Origin of the sequence: Modestobacter sp. Leaf380, from assembly GCF_001424485.1 — a bacterium.
Classification (GTDB): Bacteria; Actinomycetota; Actinomycetes; order Mycobacteriales; family Geodermatophilaceae; genus Klenkia.
Genome location: NZ_LMQC01000019.1, coordinates 388,705 through 407,952, shown reverse-complemented (window position 1 = coordinate 407,952; position 19,248 = coordinate 388,705). Strand labels below are relative to the sequence as shown.

At 73.9% G+C, this 19,248-nt stretch carries 18 protein-coding genes; 15 read left to right on the top strand and 3 right to left on the bottom strand.

What is annotated here, in order from left to right; translation table 11 throughout:
* The first annotated feature begins 111 nt into the window (after positions 1-111).
* Together ASG41_RS14390 and pgm are read left to right on the top strand one after the other, a co-directional pair.
* Positions 112-594, top strand: coding sequence for a DUF4190 domain-containing protein (locus ASG41_RS14390; protein WP_056296021.1), 483 nt, complete (start codon positions 112-114; stop codon positions 592-594).
* 57 nt (positions 595-651) lie between these two features.
* Entirely contained in the window at positions 652-2,286 is a 1,635-nt protein-coding gene (gene pgm, locus ASG41_RS14385) for a phosphoglucomutase (alpha-D-glucose-1,6-bisphosphate-dependent) (RefSeq protein ID WP_056296018.1), read from the top strand.
* Between the two features lie 111 nt (positions 2,287-2,397).
* On the opposite strand, the gene glpK (ASG41_RS14380) is transcribed toward pgm, so the two are convergent.
* Together glpK (ASG41_RS14380) and ASG41_RS14375 are read right to left on the bottom strand one after the other, a co-directional pair.
* Complete coding sequence (glpK, locus tag ASG41_RS14380; protein ID WP_056296014.1) at positions 2,398-3,915, bottom strand: glycerol kinase GlpK; 1,518 nt, start codon at positions 3,913-3,915, stop codon at positions 2,398-2,400.
* Positions 3,916-3,963: 48 nt separating this feature from the next.
* Positions 3,964-4,701: an MIP/aquaporin family protein gene (locus ASG41_RS14375; protein WP_235564805.1), complete on the bottom strand. Its 738-nt coding sequence runs from the start codon at positions 4,699-4,701 to the stop codon at positions 3,964-3,966.
* Positions 4,702-4,917: 216 nt separating this feature from the next.
* Here ASG41_RS14375 and ASG41_RS14370 point away from each other — a divergent pair, with 216 nt between their 5' ends.
* The 7 genes from ASG41_RS14370 (at position 4,918) to ASG41_RS14340 (ending at position 12,336) form a co-directional block, all read left to right on the top strand.
* Positions 4,918-5,655, top strand: coding sequence for an IclR family transcriptional regulator (locus tag ASG41_RS14370; RefSeq protein WP_056296011.1), 738 nt, complete (start codon positions 4,918-4,920; stop codon positions 5,653-5,655).
* On the top strand, positions 5,648-7,159 hold the full coding sequence (glpK, locus tag ASG41_RS14365; RefSeq protein ID WP_056296008.1) for a glycerol kinase GlpK: 1,512 nt from the start codon (positions 5,648-5,650) through the stop codon (positions 7,157-7,159). Before ASG41_RS14370 ends, glpK (ASG41_RS14365) begins: the two co-directional genes overlap by 8 nt.
* Before the next feature lie 173 nt (positions 7,160-7,332).
* Positions 7,333-9,063 (top strand): glycerol-3-phosphate dehydrogenase/oxidase, encoded by a 1,731-nt coding sequence (locus ASG41_RS14360; protein WP_056296006.1) that lies wholly within the window; start codon positions 7,333-7,335, stop codon positions 9,061-9,063.
* Between the two features lie 144 nt (positions 9,064-9,207).
* Positions 9,208-9,642: an SRPBCC family protein gene (locus ASG41_RS14355; RefSeq protein WP_056296002.1), complete on the top strand. Its 435-nt coding sequence runs from the start codon at positions 9,208-9,210 to the stop codon at positions 9,640-9,642.
* Positions 9,643-9,716: 74 nt separating this feature from the next.
* Positions 9,717-10,406, top strand: a complete 690-nt coding sequence (locus tag ASG41_RS14350) for a hypothetical protein (protein WP_056295999.1) — start codon at positions 9,717-9,719, stop codon at positions 10,404-10,406.
* Positions 10,407-10,461: 55 nt separating this feature from the next.
* Positions 10,462-11,538 (top strand): M20 family metallopeptidase, encoded by a 1,077-nt coding sequence (locus ASG41_RS14345; RefSeq protein WP_056296682.1) that lies wholly within the window; start codon positions 10,462-10,464, stop codon positions 11,536-11,538.
* 51 nt (positions 11,539-11,589) lie between these two features.
* On the top strand, positions 11,590-12,336 hold the full coding sequence (locus ASG41_RS14340) for an AIM24 family protein (RefSeq protein WP_200938923.1): 747 nt from the start codon (positions 11,590-11,592) through the stop codon (positions 12,334-12,336).
* A gap of 4 nt (positions 12,337-12,340) precedes the next feature.
* Here ASG41_RS14340 and ASG41_RS14335 read toward each other — a convergent pair whose 3' ends face one another.
* Entirely contained in the window at positions 12,341-13,348 is a 1,008-nt protein-coding gene (locus ASG41_RS14335) for a LacI family DNA-binding transcriptional regulator (RefSeq protein WP_235564804.1), read from the bottom strand.
* Between the two features lie 211 nt (positions 13,349-13,559).
* Here ASG41_RS14335 and ASG41_RS14330 point away from each other — a divergent pair, with 211 nt between their 5' ends.
* The 6 genes from ASG41_RS14330 (at position 13,560) to ASG41_RS14305 (ending at position 19,248) form a co-directional block, all read left to right on the top strand.
* Positions 13,560-14,399 (top strand): BtpA/SgcQ family protein, encoded by an 840-nt coding sequence (locus ASG41_RS14330; RefSeq protein ID WP_235564803.1) that lies wholly within the window; start codon positions 13,560-13,562, stop codon positions 14,397-14,399.
* Positions 14,396-15,289, top strand: a complete 894-nt coding sequence (locus ASG41_RS14325) for a carbohydrate kinase family protein (RefSeq protein ID WP_162245567.1) — start codon at positions 14,396-14,398, stop codon at positions 15,287-15,289. The genes ASG41_RS14330 and ASG41_RS14325 overlap by 4 nt, the downstream gene beginning before the upstream one ends.
* Positions 15,290-15,381: 92 nt before the next feature.
* Positions 15,382-16,392, top strand: a complete 1,011-nt coding sequence (locus tag ASG41_RS14320) for a substrate-binding domain-containing protein (protein WP_056295994.1) — start codon at positions 15,382-15,384, stop codon at positions 16,390-16,392.
* A gap of 5 nt (positions 16,393-16,397) precedes the next feature.
* Positions 16,398-17,171 (top strand): ATP-binding cassette domain-containing protein, encoded by a 774-nt coding sequence (locus tag ASG41_RS14315; protein ID WP_056295990.1) that lies wholly within the window; start codon positions 16,398-16,400, stop codon positions 17,169-17,171.
* Positions 17,168-18,208: an ABC transporter permease gene (locus ASG41_RS14310; protein ID WP_056295987.1), complete on the top strand. Its 1,041-nt coding sequence runs from the start codon at positions 17,168-17,170 to the stop codon at positions 18,206-18,208. The genes ASG41_RS14315 and ASG41_RS14310 overlap by 4 nt, the downstream gene beginning before the upstream one ends.
* A complete protein-coding gene (locus ASG41_RS14305) occupies positions 18,205-19,248 on the top strand; it encodes a phosphotriesterase (RefSeq protein ID WP_056295984.1) in 1,044 nt (347 codons plus the stop codon). The genes ASG41_RS14310 and ASG41_RS14305 overlap by 4 nt, the downstream gene beginning before the upstream one ends.

Genomic DNA, 19,248 nt, shown 5'->3' with positions numbered 1-19,248 from the left:
CGGCGGCGCCGCACGAGCCGGTGGCGCCCGACGCGGGGTTGCGGCCCCGTCCGGGCTCGGCCGGCCCGTAAGCTCCCCGGACGCCAGCCCCCGCGACCGAGGAGACCTGACGTGGCCGACCACGACCGTGACGGGACCGGCCCGCAGCCGACCCCCGGGCCGCACGACCAGCCGCAGCACGGGCAGCCGCAGTACGACCAGACCCAGTACGGGCAGCCGCAGTACGGCCAGGCCCAGTACGGGCAGCAGCAGTACGGCCAGTACCCGCAGGGGCAGTACGCGCAGGGCCAGTACCCCACCGCGCAGTACCCGCAGGGCGCCTACGGGCAGCCGCCGTACGCGCAGGTGCCCTACGGCTACCAGATCGCCCGCCCCACCAACGGCATGGCGATCGCCTCGCTGGTGCTGGGCATCCTCTGGCTGTACTGGATCGGCAGCGTGCTGGCGCTGGTGTTCGGCTACGTGGCCCGCAACCAGATCCGCCAGCGCGGCGACGCCGGCGGCGGACTGGCGGTGGCCGGCATCGTGCTGGGCTGGATCGGCGTGGGCTTCCTGGTGCTCGGCGCCCTGGTGGGGGTGTCCACCGGGTTCTGACCCCGGACGGGGGACGCCGGGTCGCCGCTGCGGCCCGGGGCAGGCCAGGATCGACCCATGAGCTCCGACCGCGCCGGCACGCCGGCCCAGCCGTCCGACCTGGTCGACGTCGCCCACCTGGTCACCGCGTACTACTCGACGCAGCCCGACCCCGAGGACCCCGCCCAGCAGGTCGCCTTCGGCACCAGCGGGCACCGCGGGTCCAGCCTGGACGGTGCCTTCAACGAGGCGCACATCCTGGCCACCACCCAGGCGATCGTCGAGTACCGCCGCGGCCAGGGCTTCGACGGGCCGCTCTTCCTGGGCCGGGACACCCACGGGTTGAGCGAGCCGGCGTGGGTGAGCGCCCTGGAGGTGCTGGCCGCCAACGACGTCACGGTGCTGGTCGACAGCGCCGACGGGTACACCCCCACCCCCGGGGTCAGCCACGCCATCCTGCGGGCCAACCGGGGGAAGACCAGCGGCCTGGCCGACGGCATCGTCGTCACGCCCTCGCACAACCCGCCCCGCGACGGCGGCTTCAAGTACAACCCGCCGCACGGCGGCCCGGCCGACTCCGACGCCACCGGCTGGATCGCCGACCGGGCCAACGAGCTGCTGCGTGCCGGCCTCGAGGGCGTGCAGCGGGTGCCGTTCGCGGCGGCCCGCGCCGGTGCCGGCTCCTACGACTTCCTGGGCACCTACGTCGACGACCTGCCCGAGGTGCTGGACCTGGAGGCCGTCCGCGCGGCCGGTGTCCGGATCGGCGCCGACCCGCTCGGTGGCGCCAGCGTCGCCTACTGGGGCGAGATCGCCGAACGGCACGGCCTGGACCTCACCGTGGTCAACCCGCTGGTGGACCCGACCTGGCGGTTCATGACGCTGGACTGGGACGCCAAGATCCGGATGGACTGCTCCTCGCCCTCGGCGATGGCCTCGCTGATCTCCCGCAAGGACGAGTTCCAGATCGCCACCGGCAACGACGCCGACGCCGACCGGCACGGCATCGTCACCCCCGACGGCGGCCTGATGAACCCCAACCACTTCCTGGCCGTGGCGATCCAGTACCTCTTCAGCCACCGGCCCGGCTGGGGTGCGGACACCGCGGTGGGCAAGACGCTGGTGTCGTCGTCACTCATCGACCGGGTGGTCGCCGACCTCGGCCGGGAGCTGCGCGAGGTGCCGGTCGGCTTCAAGTGGTTCGTGCCCGGCCTGCTCGACGGGTCGGTCGGCTTCGGCGGCGAGGAGTCCGCCGGTGCCTCGTTCCTGCGCCGGGACGGCGGGGTCTGGACGACGGACAAGGACGGCATCCTGCTGGCCCTGCTGGCCAGCGAGATCCAGGCGGTGACCGGGAAGTCGCCCTCCGAGCACCACCGGGAGCTGACCGCCCGGTTCGGCGAGTCCGCCTACGCCCGGGTCGACGCCGCCGCGTCCCGCGAGGAGAAGGCGAAGCTGGGGAAGCTGTCGCCGGCCGACGTCACCGCGACAGAGCTCGCCGGGGAGCCGATCACCGCCAAGCTCACCGAGGCCCCGGGCAACGGGGCGAAGGTCGGCGGGCTGAAGGTGACCACGGAGAACGCCTGGTTCGCCGCCCGCCCGTCGGGCACCGAGGACGTCTACAAGATCTACGCGGAGTCCTTCCGGGGCGCCGACCACCTGGCCCAGGTGCAGGACGAGGCCCGCGCCGTCGTCAGCGCCGCGCTGGGCAGCTGACGCCGGGAGCGTGGATCAGGGTCCTACGACAGAGTCCGTCCTCCCCCACGACATGTGGTGAGGGAGGACGGACCCTGATCAGGGCCCCTGATCCACGCTCAGGGGGCGGCGTCAGGAGACGTCGTCGTCGACCCAGTCCAGGGTCTTGGTGACCGCCTTCTGCCAGTTGCGGTAGGTGCGCTCGCGCTCATCGGAGGCCATCTGCGGCTCCCAGCGCTTGTCCTCGGCCCACTTGGCGGTGAGCTCGTCCAGGGAGGACCAGAACCCGACGGCGAGGCCCGCGGCGTAGGCGGCGCCCAGGGCCGTGGTCTCCACGATCTCCGGTCGGATCACGGGCACGTCGAGGACGTCGGCCTGGAACTGCATGAGCAGCTCGTTGCCGACCATGCCGCCGTCCACGCGCAGCTCGGTGAGGTCGACCCCGGAGTCGGCGTTCATCGCGTCCAGCACCTCGCGGGTCTGGAAGGCGGTGGCCTCCAGGACGGCGCGGGCGATGTGGCCCTTGTTGACGAACCGGGTGAGGCCGACCAGGGCGCCGCGGGCGTCGGAGCGCCAGTGCGGGGCGAAGAGCCCGGAGAACGCCGGGACGATGTAGGCCCCGCCGTTGTCCTCGACGCCGGCGGCCAGCGTCTCCACCTCGGGGGCGTCCTTGATCATGCCCAGGTTGTCCCGCAGCCACTGCACCAGCGAGCCGGTGACGGCGATCGAACCCTCGAGGGCGTACACCGGCTTGGCGTCGCCCAGCTTGTAGCAGAGCGTGGTGAGCAGGCCGTTCTCCGAGGGGACGGCCTCCTCGCCGGTGTTGAGCAGCATGAAGTTGCCCGTGCCGTAGGTGTTCTTGGCCATGCCCTTCTCGAAGCAGACCTGGCCGAAGGTGGCGGCCTGCTGGTCGCCGAGCGACCCGGAGATGGGCACCCCGGCGAGGAAGCCGGCGGCGCGGCCCTTGCCGTAGACCTCGGAGTTGGACCGGATCTCGGGGAGCATGGACATCGGGATGCCCATCTCCTCGGCGATGTCGGGCAGCCACTCCAGGGTGCGGTAGTCCATCAGCATCGTGCGGGAGGCGTTGGAGACGTCGGTGAGGTGCAGGCCGCCGTCGGTGCCGCCGGTCATGTTCCAGATCAGCCAGGAGTCGATGGTGCCCATGACCAGGTCACCGGACTCGGCCTTCGCGCGGGCGCCGTCGACGTTGTCCAGGATCCAGCGGACCTTGGGGCCGGCGAAGTAGGTCGCCAGCGGCAGGCCGACCCGGTCCTTGTAGCGCTCGTCGCCACCGCCCAGTGCGGCCAGCTCGTCGCAGATCTTCCCGGTGCGGGTGTCCTGCCAGACGATCGCGTTGTAGACCGGCTGGCCGGTGGTCCTGTCCCAGACGACGGTGGTCTCGCGCTGGTTGGTGATGCCCACGGCGACGATGTCGGAGGTGGAGGCGTTGCCGCGGGCGAGGGCCTGGCCCACGACCTCGCGGGTGTTCGCCCAGATCTCCAGCGGGTCGTGCTCGACCCAGCCGGCCCGGGGGAAGATCTGCTGGTGCTCCTTCTGCCCGACGGCGACGACCTTGCCGTCGTGGTCGAAGAGCATGCAGCGCGTGCTGGTGGTGCCCTGGTCGATCGCGGCCACGTACTGGGCCATGGGGTGTCTCCTCTGCTCTGAGGTGTGGCTCGGGGGTGCGGGTGCTGGCTAGATGGAGATGTGCGCGGCGAACAGGCCGGCGAGGACGGCGCCGATGACCGGGCCGACGATCGGCACCCAGGCGTAACCCCAGTTGCTGGTGCCCTTGTGCTTGATGGGCAGCAGGAAGTGCGCGATGCGGGGGCCCAGGTCGCGGGCCGGGTTGATGGCGTAGCCGGTGGGACCACCGAGCGAGGCGCCGATGCCGACGACGATGAGCGCGACGGCCAGCGGGCCGATCTCGGTCGGGGTGTCGCCGAAGCGCAGCACGATGTAGACGAGGACGAAGGTGCCCAGCGCCTCGGTGACGATGTTGTCGATCGGGCTCTTGATCGCCGGCCCGGTGGAGAAGGTGCCCAGGATGGTGCCGGCCTCGGTCTCGGCCTCGTAGTGCTTGCGGAAGGCCAGCCAGGCCAGCACGGCGCCGATGAACGCACCGAGGAACTCGGCGGCGAAGTAGACCAGCGTCGAGGTCAGGGTGACCGCGACGCCCGGTGCGTACTCGTCGGCGCCGCTGACCAGCAGCCCGATCGTGACGGCGGGGTTCAGGTGGGCCCCGGAGGAGGCCGCGGCGAAGACGCCCGCGAAGACCGCGAGCCCCCAGCCGAAGATGATCACGATGTACCCGCCGCCGAGTGCGCCGGACTTGGCCAGCAGCACGTTGGCGACGACGCCGACGCCGAGCAGGATGAGGATCGCCGTGCCGGTGACCTCGCTGCCGAAGACGGTCCACAGACTGGTGGTCAAAGGGGGAACTCCTGTCTACGGGCCCGCGGCGGTGCGGGCCGGTTGTGAACGCCAGAGGCTGTCCGCCTGTGTCCCCGATCACCCTCCAGCGCTGTCCGGGCGACGCTAGGTGCGCCCGATCACTCTCCGGAAGACGCCTGGTGCGACATCGTCGGACGGAACCGGACGGGGTCGTGTCCCGGTCGGCTGGTGACCCGATGCCCTACCGTCCGCGGTGTGCCGGGCACCGTGCAGTCGATCGAGCGGGCCGCCGCGATCCTGCAGGTCGTGGCGGGGAGCGCCGGCACCCTCGGCGTCACCGACATCGCCGCGGCCGTCGGGCTGCCCAAGACGACGGCGCACAGCCTGCTGCGCACGCTGCTGGGCGTCGGCTTCGTGGAGCAGGACCGGGTCGGCCGCTACGCGCTGGGTCCGGGGCTGCTGCGGTTGGGCACCAGCCACCTCGACGTCAACGAGCTGCGCTCCCGGGCGTCGAACTGGGCCGACGCGCTGGCCTCCCGCAGCGGCCAGTCGGTCCGGCTGGCCACGCTGGAGGGCGGGGACGTCGTCGTCGTCCACCACGTGTTCCGGCCCGACGACTCCGCCCAGACCCTCGACGTCGGCACCGCGCTGCCCGCCGACCGGACGGCGCTGGGCCGGGTGCTGAGCGCGTTCGCCCCGCACCGCTCCACCCGCGGCCCCCAGGACGCCGGCCGCGCCGAGCTGTCCACCGTGCGCACCCGCGGGTGGGCCACCGAGCACGGCGAGCACACCAGCGGCACCGGCGGGGTCGCCGCCCCGGTCCGCGGGTCCACGGGTCTGGTCGTCGCGGCGATGGGCGTCACCGGGCCGCTGGACGTCGTGCTGGACCGGCACGGCCAGCCGCGCGCCCGGCTGGTGTCGATGGTGCTCGAGGCCGCGCAGGCCGTCTCCCGCGAGCTGGGCTGGCGGGGGCAGCGGGTGTCCGGTGGCTGAGCGGTACGTGCTGGCCGTCGACCAGGGCACGACGTCGACCCGGGCCATCGTCTTCGACCGGGCCGGTCGGATGGTCGCGGTCCGCCAGCGCGAGCACCGGCAGTGGTTCCCGCGCCCGGGGTGGGTCGAGCACGACCCGATGGAGGTCTGGGCCAACACCCAGCGCACCGCGGCCCAGGTGCTGCACGACGTCGGCGCCGCGCAGGGCGAGGTCGTCGCGCTGGGCATCGCCAACCAGCGGGAGACCACGGTCGTCTGGGACCGGGTCACCGGGCGGCCGGTCACCCGGGCGATCGTCTGGCAGGACACCCGCACCGCCGACCTGGTCCGCGAGCTCTGCGCCCGCCCGGACGCCGGGATCGTCGCCGAGCGGAGCGGCATGGACATCGCCGGGTACTTCGCCGGACCCCGGCTGCGCTGGGTGCTCGACCACGTCCCGCGCGCCCGGGAGCGCGCCGGACGCGGCGAGCTGCTGTTCGGCACGATGGAGAGCTGGCTGGTCTGGAACCTGACCGGCGGCCCGGACGGCGGTGTGCACGTCACCGACGTCACCAACGCCAGCCGGACGTCGCTGATGGACGTGCGCACCTGCGAGTGGGACCCCGCGCTGCTGGACTTCTTCGGCGTCCCGGCGGCCCTGCTGCCCGAGATCCGGCCCTCGGTCGGCCAGCTCGGGGTGGCCACCGCGCTGTCCCCCGCCATCCCCATCACCGGGGCGCTGGGCGACCAGCAGGCCGCGCTGTTCGGGCAGGCCTGCTTCGCCCCGGGCGAGGCCAAGTGCACCTACGGCACCGGCAGCTTCCTGCTGCAGAACACCGGCACCGAGCTGGTCCGCACCCGCTCCGGGTCGATCTCCACGGTGGCCTACCAGCTGGCCGGGGAGCCGGTGCACTACGCGCTGGAGGGGTCGGTCGCCGTCGCCGGGGCGCTGGTGCAGTGGCTGCGCGACGGCCTGGGGCTGATCGCCACCGCGCCCGAGGTCGAGACCCTGGCGCGCACCGTGCAGGACAACGGCGGCTGCTACGTCGTGCCGGCGTTCTCCGGGCTGCTGGCCCCGCACTGGCGCGGGGAGGCCCGCGGCATGGTCGCCGGGCTCACCTCCTACGTCACCAAGGGCCACCTGGCCCGCGCGGTGCTGGAGGCGACCGGCTGGCAGACCCGCGACGTCGTCCAGGCGATGGCCGCGGACTCCGGCCTCGCGCTGCCGGCACTGCGGGTCGACGGCGGGATGACGACGAACAACCTGCTCATGCAGTTCGTCGCCGACGTGCTGGACACCCCCGTCGTCCGGCCGATGGTCGGGGAGACGGTGTCGCTGGGCGCCGCCTACGCCGCCGGCCTGGCCGTCGGGCTGTGGGCCGACGTCGAGGCGCTGCGCCGCAACTGGCACCGGTCGGCGCAGTGGTCACCGGTGCCCGCGCGCGCCGCCCAGCTGACCGCGGAGTACCCGACCTGGGAGCGCGCCGTGGCGCTGTCGATCGCCTGGGGCGCGCCCTACCCCTGACCTGCGGTGTCCGAGATTGTCGGACGCCGGGGTTCGCGGGGCTCCCGCCGCCGACCTACCGTGGACGTCAAGAGCCCGGGGTCACACCCGCGGCCCGCACACCGAGGTGCACCGGTCCCGGGGCACCCGCCAGGACGACGCCGTCCACGTGGCGGCGAGACCAGGAGTCCCCCATGTCCGCACCCACCACGCTGAGCCCCGAGCAGCGCGCTGCCGCCTGGGCCGCGCTGGCCGCCGAGGAGTTCGAGGTCCTCGTCGTCGGAGGCGGCGTCACCGGCGCGGGTGTCGCGCTGGACGCGGCCACCCGTGGCCTGAAGACCGCCCTGGTCGAGGCCCGCGACTACGCCTCCGGGACGTCGTCCCGGTCCTCCAAGCTCTTCCACGGTGGCCTGCGCTACCTGGAGCAGTTCGACTTCGGCCTGGTCCGCGAGGCGCTGCACGAGCGCGACCTCGCGGTGAACCGGATCAGCCCGCACCTGGTGAAGCCGCTGGCCTTCCTGTACCCGCTGACCCACCGCGTGTGGGAGCGGCCCTACGTGACCGCCGGCCTGGCGCTCTACGACGGCCTGGCCCGCTTCGGCGCGCTGTCCGAGCCGATGCCCGGGCAGAAGCACCTGACCCGCACCGGTGCCCGCCAGCTCTTCCCGGCGCTCAAGCCCGACGCCCTCGTCGGCGCCGTCCGCTACTACGACGCGCAGGCCGACGACGCCCGGCACACCCTCACCGTCGCGATGACCGCCGCCAAGTACGGCGCCACCGTGCTGAACTCCGCCGAGGTCGTCTCCTTCATCCACGCCGGGGGCCGCGTCGTCGGCGCCCGGGTGCGTGACGTGGAGACCGGCCAGGAGGTCGACGTCAAGAGCGAGGTCGTCGTCAACGCCACCGGCGTGTGGACCGACGACCTGCAGACCCTGGTCGGCGGCCGCGGCCGCTTCCACGTGCGGGCCTCCAAGGGCGTGCACATCGTCGTCCCGCGCGACCGGATCAACGGCGAGACCGGGCTGATCCTCAAGACCGAGAAGTCGGTCCTGTTCGTCATCCCGTGGGGCTCGCACTGGATCGTGGGCACCACCGACACCGACTGGGACCTGGACAAGGCGCACCCCGCGGCGTCCAAGGCCGACATCGACTACATCCTCGAGCACGTCAACAAGGTGCTGACCACCCCGCTGGTGCACGAGGACATCTCCGGTGTCTACGCCGGCCTGCGCCCGCTGCTGTCCGGTGAGTCCGAGGACACCAGCCAGCTCTCCCGCGAGCACGCCGTCGCCCGGCCCACGCCCGGCGTCATCTCCGTCGCCGGCGGCAAGTACACGACCTACCGGCCGATGGCCGCCGACGCCGTGGACGCCGTCGCCGAGGACGTCACCCGCACCATCCCGAAGTCGGTCACCGAGGACGTCCCGCTGGTGGGTGCCGAGGGCTACTTCGCGATGGTCAACTCCCTGGACCGGCTCGCCGACCAGTGGGGCGTGCCGCGCTTCCGCGCCGAGCACCTGCTCAACCGCTACGGCTCGCTGACCCCCGACGTGCTGGCCCTGGCCGACGAGGACAGCTCGCTGCTGCAGCCGGTCCCCGGGGCCGAGGAGTACCTGATGGTCGAGATGGTCTGGGGTGCCGCCCGCGAGGGCGCCCTGCACCTGGACGACCTGCTCGCCCGCCGCACCCGGATCTCCATCGAGACCCCGCACCGCGGCACCGAGTCCGCCGAGCCCGTCGCCCGCGCCGTCGCCGGCGTCCTGGGTTGGGACGACGAGCGGATCGCCAACGAGGTGGCCTCCTACGCCGCCCGCGTGGAGGCCGAGCGCCGCTCGCAGACCGAGTCCGACGACCAGGCCGCCGACGCCGTCCGGGTCGCCGCCCCGGACACCCGCGCCGTCGCCGTGGGCCGCGCGCTGGTCTGACCCGCCACACCGACGCGCCCTCTCCCCGCTGGGGAGGGGGCGCGTCGCGTTGTGCGGGTGTCGGCCTGGTCGGGGCGGGGCAGGTGGAGGGCAGTCCTCCCCACCGATCCCCCAGACCGATCCCCCAGACCGAGGAGATCCCCCGTGCCGAGCGTCGAGCGCACCTTCACCGTCCAGCGACCCCTCGAGGAGGTCGTGGAGTACCTGGCCGACTTCTCGCACGCCGAGGAGTGGGACCCCGGGACGAAGACCTGCACCCGGACCGACGGCCTGCCGCTGGCGGTCGGCGCGCGGTGGCACAACGTCAGCGAGTTCCTGGGCCGGGAGACCGAGCTGGAGTACCGGCTGGAGCGCTGGGAGCCCGACCACCTGGTCTTCGTCGGGGAGAACACGACCGCGACGTCGACCGACGACCTGACGTTCACCGCGCCCACGCCGCAGACCACCGAGATCCGCTACCACGCCGACTTCGACTTCCACGGGCTCGCCGCCCTGGCCGGGCCGCTGCTCAAGCCGGCGCTGGCCACGCTGGCCGACGAGACCGAGGAGCAGATGACCCGGACGCTCGAGCGCCGCTGAGGGGGCTGCCCCCTGCGGGTGGCCCGCCCGTGGCGGTGGGCCCCGCACGCGCCGGGGACCGGCAGACTGGCGCCATGACCGGGCCACGCGACGACGGACAGAGCTGGGACGCCACCCCTCCGGGGCAGGGCTGGACGCCGGGCGGTGCGCCCGCGGGCCGGCCCGGGCCCCCCGCCGGGAACGCGGCGCCCGGCGGGTACGCCCCGCCGCCCTCCTACGGTGCCGCCCCGCCGCCGCCCGGCCCGTGGGGCGCGGCACCGCCGCCCGGCTACGGCGCCGGGTACTGGGCGCCGGTGCCCGTGGCGGCCCCCTGGCCCAAGGGCCCGGGCCGTCCCTCGCAGGCCTCCTCGGCCGCTGTGCTGGGCTTCGTCGCCGGCGGCGCCGCGATCCTCTGGGGCCTGGTCGGCATCGTCCTGCTGGCCGGCTCGGACGGCGGCAGCTCCACCTGGCTGGGCGTCGTCGTCGGCCTGCCCGCCGGCGCGGCGCTGATCTACGGCGCCATCCGGCTGCTGGCCCGCACCGACCGCTGGTTCCTCGTCGGGGGCGCCGCCGCCCTGGCGGTCACCGTGCTGCTGCAGGCCGTGGTCAGCGCCGCGTCCAGCTACGGGACGGCGTCGGGCCAGGCCACCCTCGTGGTCTTCCTGCTGCCCGTCCCGACGGTCGCCGCCGTGCTCGCCGCCCTGCCGCTGGTCGGCGGCTGGATCGCCGCCGGGCGCGGCACGGGGCAGCAGGCCCCGCCGCCGCAGGGCGTCCAGCGCTGGTGACACCGGCGGGCGTTCCACGTGGAACGCCCGCCACCCGTCGGGCAGGGTGGGCCCGGTGAGCACCGACGTCGTCGCCCTGGTCCGTGAGCTCGTCGCCCGTCCCACCGTGTCCGGGGACCCGCGCCCGCAGCGCGACCTCATCGGCCTGGTCACCGACGTGCTCGCCGAGCGGGCCCCGCACCTGCAGCGCACCGACGGCGGCGACGCCGACCAGCCGTGGACGCTGCTGACCACCCCCACGGACCCGCAGCGGCCCCGGCTGCTCTTCGCCTGCCACGTCGACACGGTGCCGGCCGCGGACGCGGCGCAGTGGCAGCGCGACCCGTTCGGCGCCGACCTCGAGGACGGCCGCGTCTGGGGCCGGGGCGGCTCGGACATGAAGGCCGGCCTGGTCGCCGCCGTCGCCGCGATCGCCGGCGCCGACCCGGAGACCCCGGTGGGCCTGCTGCTCACCAGTGACGAGGAGATCGGCTCGAAGGGCGCGGTGGCCGCCGCCCGGGCGCTGGCCGACGTGCCCACCGGGGCGGTCGTCGTCCCCGAGGCGACGGCGAACGAGCTGGTGCTGGGCCACCGCGGTGCGCTGTGGCTCGCCGTCCGGGCAGCCGGGCGGGCCGCGCACGGCAGCACGCCGCACCTGGGCCACAACGCCGTGCTGGACCTCGTCGCGGTGCTGGCCCGCGCCGGTGCCGAGCTGCCGCTGGCCACCCACGACTTCCTGGGCACCGAGACCTGGAACCCCGGCGTCATCGCCGGCGGCACGGTGCCCAACGTGGTGCCCGACGCCGCCGAGGTGGTCGTGGACATGCGCACCGTCAGGGACGGCGCCGCGCTGCAGGCCTGGTGGCGGGCCCAGCCCGAGGTGGCCGGCGTCGACGTCCGGGTGGACCTGCCGGCACTGCGCACCGACGCCGACGACCCGTGGGTGCGCGGGCTGCCCGCCGTCGTCCGGCCCGAGCCCGCCACCTACTTCACCGACGGCTCGGTGCTGCAGCAGGCCGTGGGCGGTGCGCCCGTCGTCGTCTGGGGGCCCGGTACGCCGGCGGTCATGCACGCCCGGGACGAGTACGTGGAGGTGGCCGAGGTGCAGGCGGCCGCGGTGGCCTTCGCCGACGTGGTGGCGCGCTGGCGGTGAGGCCCGGCAGGATGACGGCGCCACGGGGTCGTCGTCTCGAGAGGTCAGCACGTGCACAGTGAGCTGTTCGCACCCCAGTTCGCCGAGAGCCAGGCGCCCGGCATCCAGAAGCAGGGCGGCAAGATGTGCCGCGTCGGCCTGCAGGGCGAGGTCTACGCCCGGGCGGGCTCGATGGTCGCCTACCAGGGCCAGCTGCAGTTCGACGCGCTCGGCTCGGGCGGTCTGGCGCGCTTCGTCAAGCAGAAGCTGACCGGCGAGGGCGTCCCGCTGATGAAGGTCAGCGGCCAGGGCGACCTGTTCCTCGCCGACGCCGCCCAGGACGTGCACCTCATCGACCTGGACGGCTCCGACGGGCTGACCATCAACGGGGCCAACGTGCTGGCCTTCGACCCGACGCTGTCCTACGACGTCCGCCGGGTGTCGGGGGCCGGGATGTCCAGCAGCGCCGGGTTGTTCAACTGCGTGTTCACCGGGGTGGGCCGGATCGCGATCACCACCAAGGGCCAGCCCGTGGTGCTCAGCGTCGACCAGCCCACCTACGCCGACCCGCAGGCCGCCGTCGCCTGGTCCTCCAGCCTGCAGACCGGCGTGCAGGCCAACGACTCGTTCGGGCTGGGCACCCTGCTGGGGCGGACCACCGGGGAGCGCTTCACGCTCTCGTTCTCCGGGCGCGGCTTCGTCGTCGTGCAGGCCTCGGAGGAGCCCCCGGTGAGCGCGCTGGCCGGTCAGGGCTCCGGGCAGCAGGCCGGCGAGGGCGGTCTGGGCGGGGCGCTCGGCTCGTTGCTGGGCGGGCGCTGACCTCTCACCGGGGGCGGGTCGACCCGCCCCCGGTGCTGGCCCGCACGACGAGGGAGGGGGTCAGCGCGGTGTACGCCGGGGAGTCCCGGCTGGTGCCCAGGGCGGCCGACAGCAGCCGGACGGCCTCGACGGCGATCTCGTCCTGCGGCTGGCGCACGGTGGTCAGCGGGGGGTCCGACAGCGCCGAGTAGGGGATGTCGTCGAAGCCGGTGACCAGCACGTCGCGGGGCACCGAGACCCCGGCCTCGGCGCAGGCCTGCAGGACGCCCAGCGCGATCAGGTCGTCGGCGCAGACGACGGCGTCGGGCAGCGGGCCCGCGGCCAGCATCCGCCGGGTGGCCTCCCGGCCCCAGTCGATCGAGTAGTCGCCCAGCAGCACCTCGGCGACGTCGATGCCGAGCCGGCCGGTGTGCGCGGTGAACCCGGCGACGCGCAGCTCGGTGGAGGAGTTGGTGAGCGTGGAGCTGACGAAGGCCGCGGACCGCACGCCGCGGCCGGCGAGGTGGTCCAGGACCAGGCGCAGGGCCGCGTCGTCGTCGACCCCGACCCAGTCGCTGGTCACGCCGCTGACGTACCGGTCGACCTGCACCAGCGGCAGCTGGCCCGCCGCCCAGGCCACCGCCTCGGTGCTGAGCGTGCCGTGCACGGGGCTGATGACGATGCCGTCGACCTGGCGGGCGACCAGGCTGCGCAGCCGGAGGGCCTCCATCGCCGGGTCGGACCGGGAGGAGCAGAGGAAGAGCTGGCGGCCGGCCTGCTGCAGGGCGTGCTCGACGCTCTCCACCAGCGCGGTGAAGAACGGGTTGGCGATGCTGGGCACGACCATGCCCACGGTGTCGGTGCGGCTGCGGCGCAGCGCGCTGGCGATGCCGTTGCCGGAGTAGCCCAGGTCCGTGGCCGCCCGGGTGACCTGCTCGAGGACCGCGGGCGAGACCGGCTTGGCCCCCGACAGGGCCCGGGAGACCGTCGCGGTCGAGACGCCGGCCCGCTCGGCCACGTCCCGGATCGTCACCCGGCCCACCGTCACCCCCGTCCTGGCCCGTCGTGGGCCGCCGTCGGGCACATCATGTCCGATCGGTACGGGACCGTCTCGGCGTCACGTGACCGTCATGTCGCTGACCAGCCGCAACACGAATGTAAACGATTGCCTCTTGACGGCGACCGGGCAGTGCGCAGTAACGTCGGTCACGTCAAGGCAATCGATTACACGGATGGTGACGACGGTGTCTGCTCCGCTCGGGGTCTTCCCCCGCAAGCCCTCGGCGATGGCCGAGCTCTTCGGTGGCGGCACCACGCTGATCGGCGCCGTGCACCTGCCGGCGCTCCCCGGCAGCCCCGCCTACCGCGGCCAGCCGGTCGCCGAGATCGCCCGCTTCGCCGTCGAGGAGGCCCAGGCCTACACCGCCAACGGCTTCGACTCGGTGATCGTGGAGAACCACTGGGACCTGCCCTTCCTCAAGCCCGGCGAGCACGGCTACGAGGTGGCCGCTTCGATGGGCGTCGTCACCGCCGCCGTCGTCGCCGAGCTGGGCCCGCGGGTCGGGGTGAGCGTGCTGTCCAACGCCGGCGAGTGCTCGGTCGCCAGCGCCTGGGCCGCCGGGGCCGGTTGGGTGCGGGTCAACCAGTGGGTCAACGCCTACGTGGCCAACGAGGGCCTCATCGAGGGCCAGGCCGCCCGCACCACCCGCTACCGGCACGGCATCGGCGCCGACCCGGTCAAGGTCTTCGCCGACGTGCACGTCAAGCACGGTGCGCACGCCATCGTCGCCGACCGCACGCTGGCCGAGCAGACCGAGGACGCCGAGTTCTTCGACGCCGACGTGCTCATCGCCACCGGCTCCCGCACCGGCCACGCCACCTCCGTCGAGGAGGTCGTGGGCATCCGGGACCACACCCAGCTGCCCGTCGTGATCGGCAGCGGTGTCGACCCGACCAACGCCGCCGCGCTGCTGGCCGAGTGCGACGGGGCCATCGTGGCCTCGGCGGCCAAGGAGAACGGCCGCTGGTGGGGCCGGGTCGCCCCGGAGAAGGTGCGGGCCGTGGCCCGCGCCGCCGGCAAGTGAGCACCGCCGGGACGGCGCGGCCGATCGTCTTCTGCGGCTACGCCAACCTCGACGTCGTCGGCCGGGTCCCGCGCTTCCCAGCCCCCGACGAGCGGGTGCACGCCACCGCGATCGACCAGTTGCCCGGCGGCATGGGCGCCAACGCCGCCGTCGCGGCGGCCCGGGCCGGGGCCGACGCCGCCTTCGCCGGCGTCGTGGGCGCCGACCTGCCCAGCGACCTGTTCCTGGCCCAGCTGGACGCCGAGGGCGTCGACACCTCCTGGACCGACCGGGCCGGCTGGCTGTCCACGGCGATCGTGCTGGTCGACGGCGAGGGCCGCCGCTCGGTGGTCAGCCAGGACGACGCCCTGGACGGCGCCCACGTCGGCCGGGTCGCCGACCGGCTGGCTACCGCCGGGGGCGGGCTGCTCTACCTCGACGGCTACCGGGCGGCCGAGCTGCCGCACGCCGTCCGGCCCGGGGTGCAGCTGGCCGTGGACCTGGACGGCTGCGAGGACCCGGCGCTGGCCCGGACGGCGCTGGCCACCGCCGACCACGTCGTCGTCGGCCGTCAGCGGCTGACCGGCCTGCTGGGCCTGGACCCCTCCGTCGCCGGCCCGCGGACCACCCTCGTGGTCACCGACGGGCCGCGGGGCTGGACGCTGACCGGCCCCGACGGGGCCGCCGACGGCCCGGCCCTCGCCGTCGACGTGGTCGACGACACCGGTGCCGGGGACTGCTTCGTCGGCACCCACCTGGCCGGTCTCGCGGCCGGGCTGGACCCGGTCCGGGCCGCCACCCGGGCCGCCGTCGCCGCCAGCCTGTCCTGCACCCGCGAGGGCGCCCGCGCCGCACCCGGCCCCGCCGAGGTCACCGCGGCCCTGGAGCGCGCGACCACCCGCACCGCCTGACCCTCCCGGCAGCACCCGCACCCGCACCCAGCACCCAGCACCGCCCAGCACGGCACCGCCACCCCGCACCGCCCCCACCCCGAGGAGACCCCGTGAAGCGCTCTCTCGCCCTCACCGCAGGCGCCTGCCTGCTCGCTCTCGCCGCGTGCGACAGCGCCGCCCCCAGCTCGGACGCCGCCCCCGGCAGCCAGGCACCCAGTGAGCTGCCGGCCCCCAGCGCACAGCCCGTCGGCTGCGCGGAGCCCGCCGACGGCCCGCTGCAGATCGGCCTGGTGACCATCAACCTGCAGGCGCTGTTCTTCAACCAGATCAACGCCGCCGCGCAGGCGATGGCCGAGGAGCAGGGCGTCGACCTGCAGATCATCAGCGGCAACGACGACTCGGTGACCCAGGCCAACGCGATCGACACCCTGGTCGCCGACGGGGTGGACGCGATCATCGTCGCCGCCATCGACACCGAGGGCATCAAGCCCTCCGTGCAGGCCGCCGACGCCGCCGGCATCCCGGTGGTCGCCGTCGACGCGATCATCGACGACCCCTCCATCGACGCCCAGGTGGGCACCGCCAACTCCGAGGGCGGTGCGCTGATGGCCGAGGCGCTGCTGGAACAGTCCGGCGGGGAGGGCGAGGTCGGCATCGTCAGTGCGCTGAACTCGACGATCCAGCTGGAGCGCCAGCAGGGCTTCGAGGACGTCGTCACCGCCGGCGGGATGACCGTGGGCACCGTCGTCGACGGCAAGAACGTGCAGGAGACCGCCCAGACCGCCGCGGAGAACCTGCTCACCGGCAACCCGGACCTGGCCTACGTCTACGCCACCGGCGAGCCCGCGCTGATCGGGCTGGCCGCGGCCGTCCGCGGCCAGGGCGCCCAGGACCGGGTCGACGTCGTCGGCTGGGACCTGTCCGACCCGGCCGTGCAGGGCCTGCGCGACGGCTGGATCACCGGCGTCGTGCAGCAGCAGACCTTCGAGTTCGGCTACCGCGCCGCGGCCGCCGCGATCGACCTGGCCTGCGGCAACCCGGTCGAGGCCGACCAGCCGGTGCCCACGGAGATCGTGACCCCGGACAACGTGGACGACTACACCTTCTACCTGGAGGACTGACCGACATGAGCCCAGACCTCCCCGCCGACCTGCTCGTCGAGCTGGCCGGGATCACCAAGTCCTACGGGCCGGTGAAGTCCCTGCGCGGCGTCGACCTGACCCTGCGACGCGGGGAGGTCCTCGGCCTCGTGGGCGACAACGGCGCCGGCAAGTCCACGCTGATGAAGGTGCTGGCCGGCGCGGTCCAGCACGACGAGGGCGAGATCCGGGTGCACGGGAAGCCGGTGCGCTTCAGCACCCCCGCCGACGCCCAGGCCGAGAAGATCGGCATCGTCTACCAGGACCTGGCGCTGTGCGACACCCTCGACGTCGCCAGCAACCTCTTCCTGGGCCGGGAGCCGCGCCGCGGCCCGTTCATCGACCGGAAGACCATGCACGAGAAGGCGGCCCGGATCCTGGCCGACCTGCACGTGAAGGTGACGAGCACCCACCAGGAGATCGGCACGCTGTCGGGCGGTCAGCGGCAGACCGTCGCCATCGCCCGGGCGGTGTCCTTCGCCCCCGACGTGCTGATCCTCGACGAGCCGACCGCGGCGCTGGCCGTCGCCGAGGTGGAGTCGGTCCTCAAGCTCATCGGGGACGTCGCCGCCCAGGGCGTCGGCGTCATCCTCATCACCCACCGGCTGCAGGACCTGTTCCGGGTCTGCGACCGGATCACCGTGATGTACGAGGGCCAGAGCGTCGACGACGCGGCCATCGCCGACCTGGACATCGAGAAGCTGGTCGGCCTCATCACCCGCACACCGCAGCAGACCCGCATCGAGGGGAGCCGGGCATGACCACCACCGAGACCCCCGCCGCCGGGGCCGGCCCTGCACCCACGGTGCAGCGGCTGGCCGCCCAGCGCTCCTTCTGGGAGCGCACCAACAAGGCCACCCTGGTCATGGCCGCGGTGACGCTGGCGGTCGTCGTCTTCTTCGCCGTCGCCGACGAGAACTTCCTGACCTTCGCCAACATCTCCAACCTGGCCACCCAGGTGGGCCCGGTGCTGATCGTCGGCGTCGCGATGACGTTCGTGATCACCGCCGGGCAGATCGACCTGTCCGTCGGGTCGATCGTCGCCTTCGTCGCCGCGATCTCCGCACAGCTGCTGCTCAGCGGCTGGGACTCCTCGCTGGTCGTCGTCGCCGCGTTGCTGATGGGGCTGGGCTGGGGGCTGGTGAACGGCTGGTTCACCGCCTACCAGGGCATCCCGGCCTTCATCGTCACCCTCGCCACGCTGTCGGTGGTCCGCGGGCTCGCGCTGTTCCAGACCGAGGGCTTCTCCGTCCCGATCGCCTCCACCACCTTCGTGGCGCGGCTGGGCACCGCCCGCTGGCTGGGCTTCTCGGCGACCGCCTGGATCGCGCTGGTCGTCGTCGTGCTGGGCATCGTGCTGCTGCACCACACCCGCTTCGGCCAGTACGTGATCGGGATCGGCGCCGCCCAGGAGTCGGTGCGCCGGGCCGGGGTGAACGTGAAGCTGGTGACGATGGCCGCCCTCGGCTTCTCCGGGCTGGCCGCGGGACTGGCCGGGCTGCTCATCGCGGCCCGCCTGGGCTCCGGCTCGGCCAACAGCGCCCAGGGCTTCGAGCTCACCGTCATCGCCGCCGTCGTGCTGGGCGGCACCAGCCTGCTGGGCGGCCGCGGCACCATCGTCGGCACGATGATCGGCGCCCTGCTGACCGGGGTGATCGCCAACGGGCTGACGCTGCTGTCGGTCAGCCCCTACCTGACCCCGATCATCACCGGCGCCGTGCTGGTCCTGGTCGTGTGGATCAACCTGCGCGGCAAGGACCTGGGGTACCTGGTCCAGCGGCTCACCCGGCGGACATGACCACCCCCACCACCGTCCGGACCGTCACCGGCGACGTCGACGCAGCCGACCTGGGGCTGGTGCTGCCGCACGAGCACCTGGTCAACGACAACGCGGTGGCCTACCGGCCCTCGCCGGACCCCCGGCTGCGCGAGCTGCTGGACGCCCCGGTGTCGGCCGACCTGGCCTGGCTGCTGGCCGACCACCCCTACGAGAACGCCGACAACTGCCGGCTGGACGACGCCGCCGCGATGGCCGCGGACCTGACCACGTTCGCCGCGGTCGGCGGCCGCACCGTCGTGGACCTGACCCCGCCGGGGATCGGCCGGCACCCGGGCAGGCTGCTGGAGCTGGCCCGGCAGACCGGCGTGCAGGTGGTGATGGGCTCGGGCTGGTACCTGCAGGCCACCCACCCGCCGCACGTGGCCACCTCCACCCCCGACGAGCTGGCTGCCGAGCTGGTGGCCGAGTTCCGCTCCGACCACGCCGTCCGCCCCGGCGTCATCGGCGAGATCGGGGTTTCCCCCGCCTTCACCGACGACGAGCGGACGGCGCTGCGGGCCGCTTGCCGGGCCCAGCGCGAGGTCGGCGTGCCGCTCTTCGTGCACCTGCCCGGCTGGCAGCGGCGGGCGCACGAGGTGCTCGACGTCGTCCTGGACTCCGAGGGCGTCGACCCCGGCGCCGTCGTGCTGTGCCACATGGACCCCTCGGGGGCCGACCGGGACTACCAGCGGGCGGTCGCCGACCGCGGCCCGGTGCTGGAGTTCGACATGGTCGGCATGCCCTTCGACTACCCCGGTGAGGGCCAGTCGCCCTCCCCCACCGAGACCGCCGCCGCCGTCGTCGCCCTGGTGCACGCCGGGCACGGCGACCGGCTGCTGCTGTCCCACGACCTGTTCCTCAAGGCCATGCTCAGCCGCTTCGGCGGCAACGGGCTGGCCTACGTCCCCGTCGTCTTCGCCGACCGGCTGCGCCGCAGCGGGCTGGCCGAGGCCACGGTGACCGACCTGATGACCGCCAACCCCCGCGCGCTCTTCGAGCGCGCATCGAGAGGACGCTGA

Coding starts and splice junctions, on each gene's coding strand:
- glpK (WP_056296014.1), bottom strand. CDS start 3,915: ATGGCCCAGTACGTGGCCGCGATCGACCAGGGCACCACCAGCACGCGC.
- ASG41_RS14315 (WP_056295990.1), top strand. CDS start 16,398: ATGAGCCCAGACCTCCCCGCCGACCTGCTCGTCGAGCTGGCCGGGATC.
- ASG41_RS14305 (WP_056295984.1), top strand. CDS start 18,205: ATGACCACCCCCACCACCGTCCGGACCGTCACCGGCGACGTCGACGCA.
- ASG41_RS14360 (WP_056296006.1), top strand. CDS start 7,333: ATGTCCGCACCCACCACGCTGAGCCCCGAGCAGCGCGCTGCCGCCTGG.
- ASG41_RS14350 (WP_056295999.1), top strand. CDS start 9,717: ATGACCGGGCCACGCGACGACGGACAGAGCTGGGACGCCACCCCTCCG.
- ASG41_RS14310 (WP_056295987.1), top strand. CDS start 17,168: ATGACCACCACCGAGACCCCCGCCGCCGGGGCCGGCCCTGCACCCACG.
- pgm (WP_056296018.1), top strand. CDS start 652: ATGAGCTCCGACCGCGCCGGCACGCCGGCCCAGCCGTCCGACCTGGTC.